Source organism: Streptomyces maremycinicus (genome assembly GCF_001184025.1).
Taxonomy (GTDB): domain Bacteria; phylum Actinomycetota; class Actinomycetes; order Streptomycetales; family Streptomycetaceae; genus Streptomyces; species Streptomyces maremycinicus.
The window spans coordinates 79,088-96,838 of the sequence record NZ_BBYG01000014.1 but is presented as its reverse complement, the minus strand read 5'-3'; the positions used below and the strand labels follow the sequence as shown (position 1 = coordinate 96,838).

Genomic DNA, 17,751 nt, shown 5'->3' with positions numbered 1-17,751 from the left:
GCACGGACGGAGGCCCGCGTGGCGCGAGGGCCGTGTGGGCGGACGGCCCACGGGAACCAGGTTCTCGTCCGGCCCGGCGCCGGGTACCGGGTGGCCGACGGAGGGGCATGGGATGGCGGACATGGATGCGTTCACCGACTTGCTGGATCCCGACATGTGTGTCGTGACGGCCGCGGCGGGCGGCGAGCGGGCGGGCTGTCTGGTGGGCTTCGCCTCCCAGTGCTCCATGCGACCGGTGCGGTTCGTGGTGTGGCTGTCGAAGGTGAACCGGACCTATGAGGTGGCCCGCGCCGCCGAGTTCCTCGCCGTGCATCTGCTGACGCCGGAACAGTTCGACCTGGCCGCCCTGTTCGGGGGCGAGACCGGCGACGAGGTGGACAAGTTCACGCGGACGCGCTGGACGCGGGGCCACGGCGGGACCCTCGTCCTCGAGGACGCGTACGCGTGGTTCGTCGGCGGGGTCGAGCAGCGGATCGACGGCGGTGATCATGTCGGATTCGTTCTGGACCCCGTGCGGTCCGGGGCACGGGGCGGGCCCGACGGCCGTCCGCTGCTGAGGCTCTCGGACGCGCTCGCGATCGAACCGGGTCATCCGGTGGACTGACCCGGGTGCGAGGGCAGGTCCACCGGATGTCCGATACGGCATATGACCCCAGAATTGCAGTGATGTGTAGTTCATGCCGGATCGGAGACGTTCATGAAAGACCTGAAGTTCGAGCAGAAGCGGTCGCTGTCACGTCTGGAGGCGGCCGACCAGCTCACGGCGCTCGCGGACGCGCTGCGGGAGGGCGGGGACGTGGAGCTGGAGTTCGGTCCCGGGACGCTGAGCCTGCGGATCCCCGACGACCTGCGGACCGAGATCGAGGTCGAGGTCGGAGGCGGCGAGATCGAGCTGGAGTTCGAGTTCAAGTGGCCGACCGCCCCGACCCGGGACGCGCCGTCGACCACGAGCGCCAAGGAGCCTCCGAGCGGCAAGGGGTCCGCCGACGCCGAGGGGTCCGCCGACGCCGAGGAGTCCGCCGACGCCGAGGAGGCCCCGAGCACCAAGCCGGCCACGAGCACCAAGCCGGCCACGAGCACCAAGCAGGGCACGGCCACCAGACAGGGCACCGGCCGGAAGAGGGTGCCCGCCAAAACCGGTCGCAGCGGCGCGGGCACCGGCAGCGGCACGGGCACCGGCAGCGGCACGGGCACCGGCAGGAGCAGAACCGCGAAGCGCGCCGCGCCCAAGACGTCCTGATTCCGACGAGTGAACGTCCCGTCGTGTGGCCGCTGTGTGGCCGCCGTGTGCGACCGATGCGGGCGACCGACGCGGGTGACCGGTGTCAGCGGGCGAGCAGCCAGGACCGGCTGGTGGCGATCGTCTTGAGTTCCTCGGCCGTGATCGCAGGGGCGGCGCCGCTCTTCTTGGACGTCGGACTGGGGGCGTTGTAGGCGGAGGCGGAGATCCACAGCCCGTTCACCCTGAGCGCGTCGACCCGGAGCCGGACGACTCCCGGCTGCTTGCCGGGCAGTTGCCGGGTGCCCACCTTGGTGCCGTCGGGCAGGGTCTCGTCCCATGCCTCCTTGTCGCCGGCGATCCGGCCGACCTCGATGTAGGTCCGCATGCCGCTGTCGGGGTCGAGGACGACGACATGGCCCTGCGCCGCGGTGCCGCCCTCCGAGTCGACAAGCAGACGCCCGGGCAGCAGTTCCTTGAGCAGGGGCAGGAAGTCGCCCGGCTCGGCCCTGGTGCCCGGCTCGACCCTGCCCAGGGAGTCGGCCTCGCCCCCGGGGGTGAACGAGGCGTCGACGAACATCGCCAGATGGCGCAGCTTGCCGGGATTCATACGAGGGTCGCGCCGCACGGAGCGGGCGGCCGTGTCCGTGCCGGCGCCGGCGCCGGCGCCGGTGTTCGTCGCCGCCAGGTTGTGGGTGGCGACCTCGATGAGGTATCCGCCGGGGGAGAGCATCGTGACCGCCCACTCCTTGATCCCGCCCGCCTTGCCCGCCTCGGTGTATCCCTTCACGGCCCGGTTGCCGGGCTGTGTCGTGCACTCCTCGTACGGAGAATCCTCTTCGGGCGGGCAGGTGATCAGCTCCTTCAGATCCTGCTCCGCCGGGTCGACCCGGCGGACCGAGAGCGTGACCCGCGCCGTCCCGAAGCCGTCCCCGAAGTCGACCGAGGCCGTCGCGGCCCGGCCGGCCCCGGAGCTTCCCGTCGCCCGGAACTTCGGGTGGACGACGGCGATCCCGGTGTCCTCCATACCGTTCTGGAGGATGTTCTCCATGTCCTCGGCGGTGACCTCGAAGTGCCGGTGATCGACTGTCGGGGGCGATGTCGAGGCCGTTCCGCCGACGGTGCCGACGCCGTCCTGTCCGCCGGTCAGCCGGACACCGGCCGTCGTCACGAGGACGACGGCCAGCGCGGCGCTTCCGGCCACGGCGGAGGCACGGCGGCGGGCCAGCCTGCGGCGCCCGCGTGCCAGGCTGCCTTCCGCCAGGGAACGCCGGTCGACGGTGAAGGTGCCCGCGGTGTCGCGGAGCGCCTTCCCGAGCTCGTCTTCGAAGGGCATACGGAACCACCAGTTCATGTGTGGGTGCGGACGGGGACGATCAGGCCGGGGTGATCAGTTCGGCGACGCTGCCGCCGAGCCGTTCGCGGAGTTTCGCCAACGCCCGCGTGGAGCGGGTGCGTACGGCCGCGGAACTCACGTTCATCGCGTCGGCCGTCTCCTCCACGCTGCGGTCCTCCCAGTACCGCAGCACCACCACCACCCGGTCCTTGGGCGGCAGTTCCCGCAGGGCCTCGAGCAGCGCGAGCCGCAGGGCCGGGTCGTCCGAGCCCCGGTGCCCCGGGGTGTCCGGCAGCTCGGCCAGCGGGCGCTCGGCCGCGGAGTACCGCCGCCGGTGTGTCAGATAGGTCCGCACGAGCACGGTCTGCGCGTACGCCGCCGGGTTGTCGATCCGGGACATCCGACCCCACAGGGTGTACATCCGGCTGAGGGTCTCCTGCACCAGATCCTCGGCGAGGTGCGTGTCACCGCTGGTGAGCAGGCAGGCGGAGCGGTGCAGATGCCCGGCACGTCCGGTGGCGAACTCCATGAACTCATCTGTCCGGGACGATGTCCGGGACTTTCTCATTCCCACCCCTGGGCGCCTTTCCGTCGTCCTACACCTCACAGACGCGGTGGGCGGCACCAAATGTTTCAGATGGGTTCTGCGGGATTCCGGCGAGGTGCGTGTGGGGGAGGGGTGAGTGGGTTTCGAGCGGGGCCCCGGTTGGCTTTGAGCGGGGTGGAGGAGGGTTGCGGCACACAACGAGCGCCGACGGCTCAGGGAGGTGGGGACATGGGCGGTGAACTCGCTCAGGACACGGTGGTGCGGGTGTCGGGCGGCGGGGTGACGGAGACGGAGGTCGCCGCCGTGGTGGCGGTGGTGGCGTCCTTGCTGGCCGCCCGGCGTGCCGATGTGGACGAGGGACGGGTCGGTGGTGTGTCCGAGTGGCGTGGCCTGGGCGGGAGTTCCGGCTACCGCTCGCCGCGCAGTTGGCGATAGGCCGGGTCTGGGGTCGGGGGTCGCGCCGGCTGTGGGCCGCGGGCTGGGGGCCGCGCGCTGTGGGCTGGGTCGGGGGGGGGTGAGTGATGGGTCGGTCGGTGGCTCTCGGTGGTTCCTGATGTCGGCGTGTCGGGCCTGGCGTTGTCCACCCCTGCCATGTGAACCGCGTGCGCGGTTCGTCGTGGTGGGGGTTTCGGGGGTGCTGGGTTCGTGACGACGGAGGGATGTGCCGTGAGCGGTGTGGACGAGTTTTCCAACGTTGCCGGTAGCCGGGTGGCGGTGGCCGAGCTGCGCGAGGTCCGTGCGGAGGCGGTGGCGGGTCCGAGCGGTGGATCGGGCGGCAGGAGACTGTCGGCGCGGGAGCGGATCGGCCTGTTGCTGGACGAGGGCTCGTTCGTCGAGGTGGGTTTGTTGCGGCGACATCGGGCGAGCGGGTTCGGGCTGGAGGCGCGGCGCCCCTACACCGACGGGGTGGTGACCGGGTGGGGCACCGTCGAGGGCCGGCAGGTCTTCGTCTACGCGCATGATTTCCGGGTGTTCGGGGGCGCGTTGGGGGAGGCGCATGCCGAGAAGATCCACAAGGTGATGGACATGGCCCTGGCGGCGGGTGCGCCGCTGGTGTCCTTGAACGACGGCGCGGGTGCGCGCATCCAGGAAGGTGTGGTGGCGCTGGCGGGTTACGGCGGGATCTTCCGTCGCAACGTGCGTGCGTCAGGGGTCATTCCGCAGATATCGGTGGTGCTGGGGCCGTGTGCGGGAGGCGCCGCCTACAGTCCCGCGCTGACGGATTTCGTGTTCATGGTGCGCGGGACGTCACAGATGTTCCTCACCGGGCCGGACGTGGTGCGGACGGTGACGGGCGAGGAGGTGTCGCGTGACGGCCTGGGCGGGGCGGATGTGCATGCCGAGGCCTCGGGCGTGTGCCATTTCGCCTACGACGACGAGGAGACGTGCATCGAGGAGGTGCGCTATCTGCTCTCGATGCTGCCGCAGAACAACCGGGAGTGCGCGCCGCGGGGGCCGATCACGGATCCGCCGGACCGGCGCTCGGAGGCGCTGGTGGACCTCGTTCCGGCCGACGGCAGCCAGCCCTACGACATGACCGAGGTGATCGGTCACCTCGTGGACGACGGGGAGTTCCTGGAGATCCACGAGAGCTGGGCCCGCAACCTCGTCTGCGCGCTGGCGCGCCTGGACGGCGAGGTCGTGGGAATCGTGGCGAGCCAGCCACGGGTGCTCGCGGGTGTCCTGGACATCGAGGCGAGCGAGAAGGGCGCCAGGTTCGTCCAGATGTGTGACGCCTTCAATATTCCGTTGGTGACCCTGGTGGATGTGCCGGGCTTCCTGCCGGGGGTGGACCAGGAGCACGGCGGCGTCATCCGGCACGGCGCGAAGCTGCTGTACGCCTACTGCAACGCGACCGTGCCGCGTATCTCGCTGATCCTGCGCAAGGCGTACGGCGGCGCCTACATCGTCATGGACTCGCAGTCCATCGGCGCGGACGTCACGTACGCCTGGCCGACGAACGAGATCGCGGTGATGGGCGCCGAGGGCGCCGCGAACGTCATCTTCCGCCGGCAGATCGCGGAGGCGGACGAGCCCGAGGCCATGCGGGAGCGGATGGTCAAGGAGTACCGGGCGGAACTGATGCACCCGTACTACGCGGCCGAACGCGGCCTGGTGGACGACGTGATCGACCCCGCCGCCACCCGTGAGACGTTGATCCGGGCTCTGGCGATGCTGCGGACGAAACACGCGGACCTGCCCTCGCGCAAGCACGGCAATCCCCCGCAGTGACGACCGCGGCGACGCCGAGCGCTGCGCCCGCACCCCTGTGACGTTGACCGCCCTCTGCCGCGGAGGCCGTCGGGGTGTCCCTCAGCGGGGCCGGCGGATCCGGATCGGCCCCCGCGCGGTCGCCGGGTCGACGGGCTCCCCGCCCTGAGTGATCTCCACCCGACCCGCCTGGGACAGCCGTTGTGCCGCGGCACGCGTGGGCTCCATCAGCCGCCGCCAGCCGTCGTCCGCACCCCGGTGGACGGACCGGGCCACCTCGGACGGGCAGACCGAGGCGTCCGGCCGCCGCTGTCCCAGGAGGTCGAGGATGGCGCGTTCCAGCCGTTCGTCCTCGTCGGCTGTCATGGGGGCCTCCTTTCGGTGCCCGGGACGCTCATCCCGAGCGGATCGTCCCGGGCCCGCCGGACGGGGGTGCCTGGAAGCAGGCGGTCACGCTCTTGCCGCGGGGGCAGGGATAGGCCTCCCACTTGTCGGCGAGGGCGTCGATCAGCAGCAGGCCGCGGCCTCCCGGCGCGCTGTGGCCCGGGTCGCGGGGCTCGGGCAGCCGGGGCGAGGCGTCGTGCACGGTGACGTGCAGGCACTCCTCGTCCCAGGTCAGGATCAACTGCGCCGCGCTGTGGGCGTGCACGTGGGCGTTGGTGACCAGCTCGGAGACCGCCAGCACGATCGAGTCCACCAGATCCGGCGCGGTCTTCGTCCACCCGATCGACGACACATGCGAACGCGTCCACTCCCTGGCGACCTTCACCCCGCTGCTCACGGGCAGGGAACGCGCCCATCCCACTGCTTTCAACGGTGAGTCCTTCGCCATTCCGTCTCCTCGGGCCGATCAGCGGGGTGTCTGTCCCGACTGCCCACAAACCGCAGGCCCAAGCCGGACACGGCCCCGAGCAGGACACGGCCCCGAGCAGGACACGGCCCCGAGCAGGACACCCGCGCCGTGCCGGCCGCCGCCTCCGGCCGGCACGGGGGAGGACCGGGCCGGCGGAAGACGGCGAGGACCTCAGACGCCGTCCGCGTAGCGCAGGCCGTGGCCGAAGGGGTAGAGCGGGTCGGCGCTCTCCTGGGGCACGTCGGGGCGTCCGGCCTCGACCTCGGTCATGGAGCGGGGGAGCTGGAACGGCAGCGAGCCCTCCGGCGCGGCCCGGCCGAACAGCAGGTCGAGCAGGGCGCGGTCGCCGGTGCCGTACACGGCGAGCAGAGCCGCCGAGCGCTCGGCGATCTCGGGGATGACGGCCGGGCGCTCCAGGTGGATCGCCACGACGGTGGGTACGGCGTCGAGCAGGCCGAGGATCTCCTTGAGGCGGTCCTCGGGGAAGTCGAGACGGCCGGCGTGGAAGAAGGACTCGAACAGTCCGGGCCGCGGTTCGTACGGCGTGGCCAGGCGCAGCACCGCGAAGTCGGCGTCGGCGGGGTCCGGGACGAGGTCGGCGTACTCGGCGGCCGTCGCCGGATCCACGCCCTCGACGTACAGACGGGGCCTGCCGGACAGCGGCAGCGGGCCGCTCTTGAGCAGGGTGCCCGAGCGGCGCTGGGCGACCGCGCCGGCGGCGTGGAAGTCGGCGTGCCCGACGGTCTCCTCGGCGGCGTCGGCATCGACGTAGCGCCGGTCGTCGAACAGGCCGAGGCGGAACTTCTCGCCGAGCAGCCGGACCACGGAGGCGTCGAGCCGCGACTCCTCCAGGTGGCCGGTGCGCACCAGGTCCACGATGAGTTCGGCGCACGACTCGCCGCCGACCTGGTCGGCGCCCGCGTGCAGGATCCTCAGCAGCCGTTCGGCGGGGGAGAGGTCCTCCACTCCCCAGGCCCGGGCCAGGTGCGGTTCGCCCATGACCAGCTGGTCGGTGACGAGGCCCCAGTCGGTGCAGACGATGCCGTCGAAGCCCAGCTTCTCCCGCAGCAGCCCGGTGATGATGCCCCGGTTGAAGCCGAAGCCGACCTCTTCGTGCTCGGTGCCGACGGGCATGCCGTAGTACGGCATGACCTGGGTGGCGCCCGCGGCGATGGCGGCCTCGAAGGGCTTGAGGTGGTAGTCGAAGCGGCCGCCGGGGTAGACCTGCTCCTTTCCGTAGGGGAAGTGGGGGTCCTCGCCGTCCTTCTGCGCCCCGCCGCCGGGGAAGTGCTTGACCATCGCGGCGACGCTGTCGACACCGAGGCCGCCGCCTGGTCCGCTCAGTCCCTCGATGTACGCGGCGACGAGCCGCGACGTCAGGTCGGCGTCCTCGCCGAACGTGCCCGAGCCGCGCGCCCAGCGGGGCTCGGTCGCCAGGTCGATCTGCGGGTGCAGGGCGACGCGCAGCCCGACGGCCACGTACTCGCGGCGCACGGTGTCCGCGTACCGCCGTACGAGGTCGGCGTCGCCGATGGCGGCCAGGCCCAGCGACTCCGGCCACTGGGAGAAGGGACCGGCCAGCATCGCGGTGCCGGGGTTGTCGGTGAAGGCGTGCCGGGGGTCGGTGGAGAGGGTGACCGGTATGCCGAGGCGGGTGTCGGCGGCCAACTGCTGGAGATGGTTGTGCAGCTCGGCCATCTGGCGCGGACTGCCGGCGCCGAGCAGGTTGAAGTGGGACATCAGGCTCTCGGACATCATCTGCTCGGCGGTGCGCCCGGCGGGCGCGGGCCGGTCGCCGATGCCGATGACGTGATGGAAGAGCAGCCCGGCCTTCTCCTCGACGGTCATGCGAGCCAGCAGGTCCGCCACCCGCTCGGTGACGCTGTTCCTGGGGTCCTGGTACGGGTGGGTCACTGCGTGCTCCATGGGTGGGGGATCGCGGGTGGAGGAAAGCGGTCGGGGCCGGGACCGGCACCGACCGGGGCGACGCCGGTGCGCCGGGGGGCCGGACCTCGGACGTCAGGTTCCTGAGGTCCGGCCCCGGCAGTCGGATCTCCGGAGGTCAGGCTCCGGAGGTCCGGGCGAGAGGGGCCGGTGGAAGCGGCTGCGGCAGCGGGGTGTGGAAGCTGTGCCGTCCGGGGCCCGCGGTCACGGGCTCGGCGCCCGGCAGGTCGACGAGCGCGGAGGTGTTCGGCGGCACGAGCAGGTCCACCAGCAGCAGGCTGCCCTCGACGCGCCAGCCGGTCTCGGCCCTGCCGTACGGCGTCTCGTGCGCGGCGCGGGCCCAGGTCAGGCCCCCGCCCGGGCGGGGGCGGACCAGGAGCCGGCGGTAGCCGGGCTCGGCGGGTGCCAGGCCGGCGACGCTGCGGTGCATCCAGTCGGCGACGGCTCCGAGCGCGTAGTGGTTGAACGAGGTCATCTCGCCGGGATTGACCCCGCCGTCGGGGAGCATGCTGTCCCAGCGTTCCCAGACGGTCGTGGCGCCCATGTCGACCTGGTACAGCCACGACGGACAGGAGCGCTGCGTGAGCAGCCCGAAGGCGGTGTCCACGTGTCCGGTGTCGGTCAGCGCGTCGCACACCAGCGGGGTGCCGAGGAACCCCGTGCCGATGCGGTGCCCTCCCGCGGCCACGAGGTCCGCCAGCCGGCGTCCGGCCTCGGCGCGCTCCGCGTCGTCGTCCAGCAGCCGGAAGCGCAGGGCGAGGGCGTACGCGGTCTGGGTCTCGTCCGTCAGCCGTCCGCCCCCGGTGTGGAACCGGGCCCGGAAGGCGTCGCGCACCGAGTCGGCCAGCGCGTAGTAGTGCTCGGCGTCGTCCTCCTCCGCCAGCACCTGGGCGGTACGGGCCAGCAGCCGCGCTGAGTACGCGAAGTACGCGGTGGCGACCAGGTCGGAGGGGGTCGTCGAGCGTCCGGGGTCCTCGGCGGGCGCGGCCGGGTCCAGCCAGTCGCCGAACTGGAAGCCCGCACCCCAGACCCGGCCCTCCCCGGCGATGCGGTCGACGGCATCGACCCATCCGCGCATGGAGGCGTACTGGGCGCGCAGCACCTCGGTGTCGCCGTAGCGCTCGTACAGCACCCAGGGGACGATCACCGCCGCGTCGCACCATCCGGCCATCGGCGGATTGCCCGGCGGGATCTCGACGGGGGTGATCACCGGGATGGCGGGGCTGAAGACCGGCGGGACACCCCGCTCGTCGTCGCGCTGGTCGGCGGCGAGGTCGCGCAGCCAGGAGCGCAGGAAGGCGCGGACGTCGTAGAGGAAGGCCGCGGTGGGGGCGAAGACCTGCACGTCGCCGGTCCACCCGAGCCGCTCGTCGCGTTGCGGACAGTCGGTGGGCACATCGAGGAAGTTGCCGCGCATGCCCCACACGACGTTCTCGTGCAGCCGGTTCAGCGAGGCGTCGGAGCAGGAGAACCAGCCGGTGGGGCGCAGGTCGCTGTGCAGGACCACGGCGGTGACGTCGGCCGGGTCCAGGCCGCCGGGCAGGCCGTCGATCTCGGCGTGGCGGAAGCCGTGGAAGGTGAAGCGGGGCTCCCACACCTCACCGTCGGCGTCGCCGCGCAGGGTGTAGCGGTCGGTGGCCGTGGCGTGCCGCAGCGGGCGGGTGCACAGCTCGCCGTCCTCCAGGACCTCCGCGTGCCGCAGGGTGACGGTCCGGCCCGCCTCGCCCCGGACGCGGATGCGCAGCCGTCCGACCAGGTTCTGGCCGAAGTCGACGAGAGCGCGGCCGCCGGGCGAGGTGGTGACGGCGACGGGCGCGACGGACTCGACGCGGCGCACCGGCGGGCTGTCGGCCTCGAAGAGCACGGAGGTGTCGAACGGCAGGAGCCGCACCGGCTCCCAGGCCGAGTCGTCGAAGCCGGGCCTGCTCCACCCGGCCTGCTCGCGCCGGGCGTCGTACTCCTCGCCCTCGTAGAGGCCCGCCGCGGTCACCGGTCCGTCGCTCCAGCGCCAGTCGCCGTCCGTGGTGACGGTGTGGGAGGTGCCGTCGGTGTACTCGATCCGCAGTTCGGCGAGCAGGCCCGTGTCCTCGCCGTAGATGTTCCGGGTGCCGCCGTTGAAGCCGAGCAGCCCCCGGTACCAGCCGTCGGCCAGGTGGGCGCCCCAGGCGTTGGCGCCCTCCTCGACCAGGTCCGTCACGTCGAAGACCTGGTAGCGGTGGCGGTGCCGGTAGCTGGTCCAGCCGGGGGCGAGGACGTGGTCGCCCACCACGGCGCCGTTGAGTTCCAGCTCGTACACGCCGAGCGCGGTGACGGAGAGCCGGGCCGCTCCGACCGTGCCCCGCGCGGTGAACTCGCCGCGGAGCAGAGCGGCCGGCCGGACCTCGGTCGCGGACGGCCGTGCCGGTCGGGAGGGGGAGATGACGCGGGCGGTCCAGGGGTGGGGCATGTCGAGTCCTCGGCGCCGTGGGCGTGGATGTCGGGGGCGGGATCCGTGGAACGGAGATGAGCAGGCTCGATCATGCGCGCCAATACCTAGTGAACGCTAGGTGTTCATGTGTATGAGGTGAATCACATGGTGGGCGCGGGAGTGGACACGCGGGTGCGCACCGTGAGTCATGCGCATGACAAACGGTTTCCGGGGGTGTTCCTGGTATCGAGCGAGGGGCCTTGCCCGGAGGGGTCCGTCCCTGCCCCGCCGCCCCCGGTCTGCGGTCCCGGCCGCCCCCGCCCTACGGTCCCGGCCGTCCCTCGCCCTGCGGTCCCGGCCCTACAGCCCTCGTCCGTCCGTGGAGATGCTGCGCATCAGACGGTCCAGGTGGGCGTGCATCACCGGGGTGAGGTCGAAGGAGCGGCCGGAGGCGAGCCAGTGCTGGCGCAGGCCGACGTCGAGGGCGGCGCACTCGCGGGCGATGCCGTCGTGGTCCAGGTCGGGCAGCAGTTCGCCGTTGCGGCTTCCGGCGCGCAGGCGCTCCGTGAGCTCTTTCACGCCCTTCTCCTGCCAGTGGGTGAAGAAGTCGTGGGCCGGATGGTCCGGCGCCGTCGCCTCCGCGGAGACCACGACGGCGAGCTCCACCATGCCCGGCATGGTGAGCGTCTCGGCGGTGTCCTCCAGGTGGCAGCGGAACGCGTCCCGCACCGACTCCGACACCCGCTCCCACTGCGTGTCCATGCGGTCGTGCCAGTGCTCGACCACGGCCAGCAGAAGCTGCTGCTTGTCGCGGAAGTGGTGCAGCAGTCCGGCGTCGGTGATCTCGGCGTCCCGGGCGATCCGGGCGAGGGAGGTCTTGCGGTAGCCGTCCTGCCCGAAGCGCAGCAGTGCCGCCTCGAGGATCTGGGTGCGCCGGGCCCGGCCTGCCGTGTAGCCGCCGCGCGGCCCCCTGGGTGTCGCCATGGGTGAAACGGTACCGGGGCGCTGTGAGGTGCCCGTGACGGGCCGGGAGTGCCCAGCGGCGTGTGACATGGGTCACCTGCCGAACACCTAGTAAGCACTAGGTGTTCGGGTCATCATCGACGTCACGCGACGACGGATCGCCACGCCGACCCCTCCGGGACGAGGAGGTCACGGCGGGTTCGATCCTCCGCGCACTCCCCACATCTCCGCTCACTCCCTTCGGCACCTCCGTGAAAGGAGGGCTGGCATGACACCGACGTCGCCTAGCCCCTCACTCGACATCGCGCCGTCCGCCAAGACCGGCGGCGGCTGGAACCTCCGTCTCGTCGCGGTGCTCATCGCGCTCGCCTGGCCCACCCAGCTCCTGGCCGCGGGCGGCATCCTCGGCGCCAACGCGACCGCGAGCGTCGCGCAGAGCTTCCACACCACCCAGGTGGCATGGTTCGGGCTCACGCTCACTCTGGTGTCCACCCTGCTGACGCCGTTCGCCATCAAGCTCGGTGACCTGTACGGCAGGAAGCGCGTCATGCTCGCCATGATGGCCCTGGGAGCGGGCGGCGAGGCCCTGGCCGCCCTGGCCGGAGACTTCTGGCTGGTACTGATCGGCCGCGCGATCGCCGGCTTCTACGGCCCGTTCGGCGCGCTCTCCTTCGCCGCGGTGCGCGACATCTTCCCGCGGCGGCTGGTCAAGTCGGCGAGCGGCATGATCGGCAGCAGCGTCGGACTGGTCGCCCTCGGCACCCCCTTCCTGGCGGGATGGCTCGTCGACGAGTGGGGCTACCGAGGTGCCCTGTGGTTCCTCGCCGCCGCCACCGCCGTCGCGTTCCTGCTGGTCGCCGTGCTCGTGCCGGAGACGCCGCGCCATGCCTTCGACTCGGGCTTCGACTGGGCGGGCGGGCTGGTCCTCGGCGGCGGCCTCACCGCCGTGATCTATGCCGTCGGCCAGGGCCAGGGCCAGGGCCAGAGCTGGGGCTGGACGGACGTCCGGACGCTCGGCTGGCTCGGCGCCGGAGCCGCCGCCCTGGTCGCCTTCCTGTTCGTCGAGCGGGCCAGCGCCCACCCCATCCTCGACCTGGGGGTGCTGCGCCGCCGCCCGGTGGCCCTGGCGCTCACCGCCGGAGGCCTCGCCCAGACGGTCGCCTTCACCATGCCGGGCCTGGCCATTCTGCTCGCCCTCTTCCCGCACATCCCGGGTGTCTCGGCCGGTCTCGGATGGACGGCGCAGCACAACGCCGTGGTCAGCGTGAGCTGGAACCTGGTGATGTTCGGTACCGGCATCCTCGTCAGCCGCTTCCTGCGCAGCCTCGACCCCCGCAAGGTCTGGATCGCGGGCCTGGTGGTCATGGCCGTCGGCTACACGCTCGTCGGCTTCTTCCACGGGAACGAGCTGGAGCTCGCCCTGACGTCCTGCGTCGCCAACATCGGCGCCGGTGTCGTGGTGGCGGGTGCGCCGGTGCTCGTGGTCGGCGTCGTCTCCCGGGACGAACAGGGGCTCGGCAGCGGCATGCTCAACATGCTGATCAGCCTGTTCGGAGCCATCGTCACCGCCGGCGCGTACGCCCTGCTCGGCGCCCACAGCACCGTGGTCGACGGCACCGCCTTCTACCAGGACGCCGGATACGCCTGGGTCTTCTGGCTCGGCGCTCTCGTCACCCTGCTGGCGCTGGTGCTCTCCCTGTTCATCCCGCCCCTGCGTGATCCCGAGACCGACGACACGCTGACCGAGGCCGACAAGGCGGCCTGACCGGGCCGACACGGCGGGCCGCGCCGAGGCCGAATCGGTGAGCCGCGCCGAGGCCGGGCGAGCCGGACGCCCGTCCGTGCTCGACCGGCCCGCTCGGCTGCCCCGGCGCCGCTCGCTCGCCCCTGCCTCGTTCCCGCCCCTGTCCCGCTCGCCCGCCCCTGCCCTCGCGTCCCGCCTTCGGCCGACCAACAGAAAGTCATGTCGTGCAGCTGCCCGTCCGCCCGGTCGTTCCCGGATTCCATCCCGACCCCAGCGTCTGCCGTGTGGGAGACGTGTACTACCTGGCCAACTCCAGTTTCGAGTACGCGCCGGGCGTGCCGATCCACCGGTCGACCGATCTGCGCACCTGGGAGCACATCGGCCACGCGCTGGACCGGCCGTCGCAGTTGCCGCTGGAGGGGGTCGCGGCCTCGGGCGGGATCCTGGCGCCCACCCTCCGGCATCACGACGGCCGCTTCTGGATGGTCACCACCCTGCTGGCGGCCGAGCCGAGGATGTTCCTGGTCACCGCCGACGACGCGGCCGGCCCGTGGTCGGACCCGGTGTGGATCCCCGACGCGCTGGGCATCGACCCCGACCTCGCCTGGGACGACGACGGCGCCTGTCTGCTGACCTGGAGCCGCTTCGGCGAGGGGATCGTGCAGGCCGTCCTGGACCCGCGCACCGGCGCCCTGCTCACCGAGCGACGGCGGCTCTGGCAGGGGACGGGCGGCAAGTTCCCGGAGGGTCCCCACCTGTACCGCATCGGCGAGCACTGGTACCTGATCGTCGCCGAGGGCGGCACCGAACGCGGCCACGCGGTCACCCTCGCCAGGGGCCCCTCGCCGGCCGGCCCCTTCGAGGCCTGCCCCGGCAATCCGGTCCTCACCGCGCGCGGCAGCGACGCTCCCGTCCAGAGCACCGGTCACGCCGACCTGGTGCAGCGTCCCGACGGGACGTGGGCGATGGTCTACCTGGGTGTCCGGCCGCGCGGCAGCAGTCCCGAGTGGCACGTGCTCGGCCGTGAGACCTTCGCCTGTGAGGTGCGCTGGAGCGAGGAGTGGCCCGTCGTCGCCGGACCGATCCAGCCGGACGACGCGGCTGAGCTCACCGAGCACCTGCCGGATGCGGGGCGGGCCCTGCCGCCGTCCTGGGTCGCGCCGGGCGGCTTCCCCGCCGACGTGCTGAAGGCGACGGACCGCGGCCGCCTGCTGACCGCGACGGCCGGTCCGGTCTTCGTGGGCCGTCGCCAGGAACACCTCTACCTGCGGGCGCGGGCAGCGGTGATCGCCTCCGAGGAGGCCGGCGGGTCCGGAGGACTGGAGCTGCGCATCGACCCCCGTCACGCCGTATGCGTCGAAGTGGCGGACGGCCGCGTGCGTGCCGTCGCCCGGATCGGCGCGGCGCACGCGGTCCTGGGCGAAGCCGCCGCCACCGGAGAGACGACCCTCGAACTGCGCGTCGTACCGCACACCGCCGCGACGCCCTTCGGCGTCGACATGGGGCCCGACGAGGTGGTGGCGGGCACCTCCGGCCCGGACGGATTCCGGGAACTCGGCCGTATCGACGGCCGGTACTTCTCGACCGAGGTCGCCGCGGGCATGACGGGCCGGACGGTCGGACTCGCCTGCTCCGAGGGCGCGGTGCTGTTCCGGTCGTTCACCTACAGCGGCGCCGACGACCCGGAGGCACTGCACGGACGGTGACGCCTCCCTCCTGCGGGGAACGCGGAGGGCAGCGGAGCTTCCGAGGGAGGGATCCGAGGGAGGAAACCGACATGACCGAGCTCAGCACCGCCGATTCCGTGCGCGCCACCCCTGAAGGTCTGCTGTGGGAGCCCAGTCCGCGCTGGGTCCGGGGCCGCAAGGGCGAGTTCACCGTCGTCGACAGCCGCCACCCCGTCCTGGTCTGGGAGCCCGGGGTGCCAGTGCCGTTGTACGCCTTCCCGCGCGCGGAGGTGCGGACGGACCTGCTGCGGCCGGCGCGGAACCCGCCCGCCGGCACCCACACGGGCTCGCAGGTCTTCTACGACCTCGAAGTGGACGGCGAGCTGCTGGAGAACGCGGCCTGGACCTTCCCCGCGGCGGACCTGGCCGGTCACATCGCCTTCGAGTGGTTCCGGCGCACGGGCAGGGGACTCGACCACTGGTACGAGGAAGAGGAGGAGATCTACATCCACCCCCGTGACCCGCACAAACGGGTCGACGCCCTGCCCAGCAGCCGGCATGTGCGGGTCGAGATCGCCGGCACGGTCGTCGCCGACACCCGCCGCCCGGTCCTGCTCTTCGAGACCGGTCTGCCGACCCGCTACTACATCCCGCGCGAGGACGTCCGACTCGACCTCCTGACCCCCACCGACCACCGCACCGGCTGTCCCTACAAGGGCACCGCGACGTACTGGTCCTGGGCCGGCGAGGCGGACGTGCCGCCCGACCTCGCGTGGAGCTACCCCGCCCCGCTGCCCGCCGTGGCCGCGATAGGCGAGCTGGTCGCCTTCTACAACGAGGCGGTCGACATCACCGTGGACGGCGAGCGCCTCGAACGCCCCGTCACCCCCTTCACGCATACCCTGGTGTCCCGTCCGGCGCGGTGACGGCGTCGTCGCACGGGAGGGGAGACGGTGGAGATCACGAGGAAGGCGGGCGTCGCGGCGCGGTCCCGCCCGCCGCTGAGCAAGGGGCGGTTGCTGAGTGCCGCCGTCGCGCTGGCCGACGAGGGCGGTGTCGACGCGCTCAGCATGCGCAACATCGCCCAGGCGCTCGGCGTCGTGCCGATGGCGCTCTACAAGCACGTGGCCAACAAGAACGAGTTGCTGGACGGCATGATCGACGTCCTCATGGACGAGATCGATCCACCGGCCGCCGACACCGACTGGAAGACCACCGTGCGCCGGCGGGTGCTGTCGGCCCGCGGCATGCTGCTGCGCCACCCGTGGGCGCCCGCGGTCATCGAGTCGCGGACGAAGGCGCGGACCGCCCCGACGCCCGCGGTGATGCGGTACCTGGACTCGATGATCGGGATCTTCCGTGCCGGAGGGTTCCCGGTCCAGCTGGTCCATCACGCGCTGCACGTCATGGGCAGCCGCCTCCTCGGCTTCTCCCAGGAGCTGTTCGAGGACCGTGCCGGCACCGGTGAGCCCGACCCGGACGCGATGCCGCCCGAGGAGATGGCCGCGCGCTACCCGCACATCACCGAACTGGCCATGGCGGTCGCCCATGACCCGGAGTCCGTCGTCGGCTCGGGCTGCGACGACCAGTTCGAGTTCGAGTTCGCTCTGGACCTGACGCTGGACGGCCTCGAGCGCCTCCTGGGCAGGACCTGAGAACCCGATCGCCCTCCGCTCTTGACGGGTGTACGCCGTACACCTACCGTGCGACGCAGAGACAGAGGTGTACGGCGTACACCCACCGGGTCGGAAGGCAGCCTCGGGCGCCTCGGCCGGCCGTCGAAGCCGCACAGAGGGAGCGCCCCGACGAAGGCAGTCGTGCAGGAGCGGTTCGGCCCGCCGGACGTCCTGAAGCTGGTGGACACCGAACGGCCCGAGATCTCGGACCACCAGGTCTCGGTGCGGGTCCGTGCCGCCGCGCTGAACCCCTACGACTGGCACATGCTGCGCGGCGATCCCTATGTGGCGCGGCTGATGGGAGGCGTGGGGCTGACGCGTCCGAGGTGCCGGGTGGCCGGTATCGACGTCGCCGGGCGGATCGAGGCGGTCGGAGCCGGCGTGACAGGGTTCCGGCCGGGCGACGAGGTACTGGGCTTCGCCCACGGTTCCCTCGCCGAGCACGCGCGCACCACCGCGGAGCTGCTGGTCCGCAAGCCCGCCGGTCTGACCTTCGAGCAGGCCGCGGCCGTGCCGATGGCGGCGGTGACCGCGCTGCGGGGCATCCGGACCGTGGGCCGGGTGCGGGCCGGGCAGCGGGTGCTGGTCAACGGGGCGGCCGGTGGCGTCGGCACGTTCGCCGTACAGATCGCCGCGGGCCTCGGCGCGGAGGTCACCGGCGTGTGCGGCACGGCCAACGTCGATCTGGTGCGCTCACTCGGCGCCGCGCACGTCGTCGACCACACCCGGCAGGACTTCACGGCGGGACCGGAGCGCTACGACGTGATCCTCGACAACGTCGGCAACCGTCCGCTGAGCCGGCTGCGGCGGACGCTCATCCCGACAGGAACACTCGTGGCCAACGGCGGTGGCTCACCCGGCCGCGCGTTCGGCGCGGTGGGCTCCATGCTCCGTGTGATCGCGGTCGACGGGTTCGCCCGGCAACGGCTCCGCACGATCCTCCCGGCGACCCCGGCCGGACCGGCCCAGGAGGACCTGCTCGCCGTCACCGCGCTCATCGAGGCGGGCGGCCTCACCCCGGTGATCGACCGGACCTGCGCCCTGGCCGACACGGCCGAGGCCCTGCGGCGCCTGGAAGGAGGACACACCCGCGGCAAGATCGTGATCACGATGCCGTGAGCCGACGTCGGTCCAGGCGCCTGCGCTGCCGCCGGGCAGCGCCTTGACGCACAAGCCCACTGGTC

At 72.3% G+C, this 17,751-nt stretch carries 16 protein-coding genes; 9 read left to right on the top strand and 7 right to left on the bottom strand.

Translation table 11 applies throughout. From position 1 onward, the window contains the following. The first annotated feature begins 112 nt into the window (after positions 1-112). Positions 113-604 (top strand): flavin reductase family protein, encoded by a 492-nt coding sequence (locus tag AOQ37_RS18725; protein ID WP_062645703.1) that lies wholly within the window; start codon positions 113-115, stop codon positions 602-604. Positions 605-697: 93 nt separating this feature from the next. Then, positions 698-1,240 carry an amphi-Trp domain-containing protein gene (locus tag AOQ37_RS38835; protein WP_062645702.1) on the top strand — a complete coding sequence of 181 codons (543 nt, stop codon included), beginning with the start codon at positions 698-700 and terminating at the stop codon, positions 1,238-1,240. Between the two features lie 85 nt (positions 1,241-1,325). Here AOQ37_RS38835 and AOQ37_RS18715 read toward each other — a convergent pair whose 3' ends face one another. Together AOQ37_RS18715 and AOQ37_RS18710 are read right to left on the bottom strand one after the other, a co-directional pair. Beyond that, a complete protein-coding gene (locus tag AOQ37_RS18715; protein ID WP_062645701.1) occupies positions 1,326-2,555 on the bottom strand; it encodes a hypothetical protein in 1,230 nt (409 codons plus the stop codon). A 40-nt stretch (positions 2,556-2,595) separates the two neighbouring features. Further along, complete coding sequence (locus AOQ37_RS18710; protein WP_062645700.1) at positions 2,596-3,123, bottom strand: SigE family RNA polymerase sigma factor; 528 nt, start codon at positions 3,121-3,123, stop codon at positions 2,596-2,598. A 207-nt stretch (positions 3,124-3,330) separates the two neighbouring features. Here AOQ37_RS18710 and AOQ37_RS40475 point away from each other — a divergent pair, with 207 nt between their 5' ends. Further along, positions 3,331-3,537, top strand: a complete 207-nt coding sequence (locus AOQ37_RS40475; RefSeq protein ID WP_062645699.1) for an acyl-CoA carboxylase epsilon subunit — start codon at positions 3,331-3,333, stop codon at positions 3,535-3,537. A 240-nt stretch (positions 3,538-3,777) separates the two neighbouring features. After that, positions 3,778-5,334, top strand: a complete 1,557-nt coding sequence (locus AOQ37_RS18700; protein ID WP_234436947.1) for an acyl-CoA carboxylase subunit beta — start codon at positions 3,778-3,780, stop codon at positions 5,332-5,334. Between the two features lie 81 nt (positions 5,335-5,415). Here AOQ37_RS18700 and AOQ37_RS18695 read toward each other — a convergent pair whose 3' ends face one another. From AOQ37_RS18695 to AOQ37_RS18675, 5 genes are all read right to left on the bottom strand, one after another. Continuing rightward, complete coding sequence (locus tag AOQ37_RS18695) at positions 5,416-5,679, bottom strand: DUF3253 domain-containing protein (RefSeq protein WP_062645697.1); 264 nt, start codon at positions 5,677-5,679, stop codon at positions 5,416-5,418. A 28-nt stretch (positions 5,680-5,707) separates the two neighbouring features. Then, complete coding sequence (locus AOQ37_RS18690; RefSeq protein WP_062645696.1) at positions 5,708-6,145, bottom strand: ATP-binding protein; 438 nt, start codon at positions 6,143-6,145, stop codon at positions 5,708-5,710. 192 nt (positions 6,146-6,337) lie between these two features. After that, positions 6,338-8,092: a glycoside hydrolase family 3 protein gene (locus AOQ37_RS18685; protein ID WP_062645695.1), complete on the bottom strand. Its 1,755-nt coding sequence runs from the start codon at positions 8,090-8,092 to the stop codon at positions 6,338-6,340. 136 nt (positions 8,093-8,228) lie between these two features. After that, complete coding sequence (locus tag AOQ37_RS18680; protein WP_062645694.1) at positions 8,229-10,556, bottom strand: family 78 glycoside hydrolase catalytic domain; 2,328 nt, start codon at positions 10,554-10,556, stop codon at positions 8,229-8,231. Positions 10,557-10,877: 321 nt separating this feature from the next. Next, positions 10,878-11,501, bottom strand: a complete 624-nt coding sequence (locus AOQ37_RS18675) for a TetR/AcrR family transcriptional regulator (protein WP_062645693.1) — start codon at positions 11,499-11,501, stop codon at positions 10,878-10,880. A gap of 247 nt (positions 11,502-11,748) precedes the next feature. Between AOQ37_RS18675 and AOQ37_RS18670 the strand changes: the two genes are divergently transcribed. The 5 genes from AOQ37_RS18670 (at position 11,749) to AOQ37_RS18650 (ending at position 17,686) form a co-directional block, all read left to right on the top strand. Further along, on the top strand, positions 11,749-13,245 hold the full coding sequence (locus AOQ37_RS18670) for an MFS transporter (protein ID WP_078890259.1): 1,497 nt from the start codon (positions 11,749-11,751) through the stop codon (positions 13,243-13,245). Positions 13,246-13,448: 203 nt separating this feature from the next. Beyond that, positions 13,449-14,930 carry a glycoside hydrolase family 43 protein gene (locus AOQ37_RS18665; protein WP_062645692.1) on the top strand — a complete coding sequence of 494 codons (1,482 nt, stop codon included), beginning with the start codon at positions 13,449-13,451 and terminating at the stop codon, positions 14,928-14,930. A 71-nt stretch (positions 14,931-15,001) separates the two neighbouring features. After that, the gene (locus AOQ37_RS18660; RefSeq protein ID WP_062645691.1) at positions 15,002-15,817 is read left to right on the top strand and encodes a DUF427 domain-containing protein; all 816 of its coding nucleotides are present in this window, start codon (positions 15,002-15,004) and stop codon (positions 15,815-15,817) included. Positions 15,818-15,850: 33 nt separating this feature from the next. Then, positions 15,851-16,546, top strand: a complete 696-nt coding sequence (locus AOQ37_RS18655) for a TetR/AcrR family transcriptional regulator (RefSeq protein ID WP_374701525.1) — start codon at positions 15,851-15,853, stop codon at positions 16,544-16,546. Positions 16,547-16,708: 162 nt separating this feature from the next. Continuing rightward, positions 16,709-17,686 carry an NAD(P)-dependent alcohol dehydrogenase gene (locus AOQ37_RS18650; protein ID WP_062645689.1) on the top strand — a complete coding sequence of 326 codons (978 nt, stop codon included), beginning with the start codon at positions 16,709-16,711 and terminating at the stop codon, positions 17,684-17,686. Positions 17,687-17,751 lie beyond the last annotated feature (65 nt).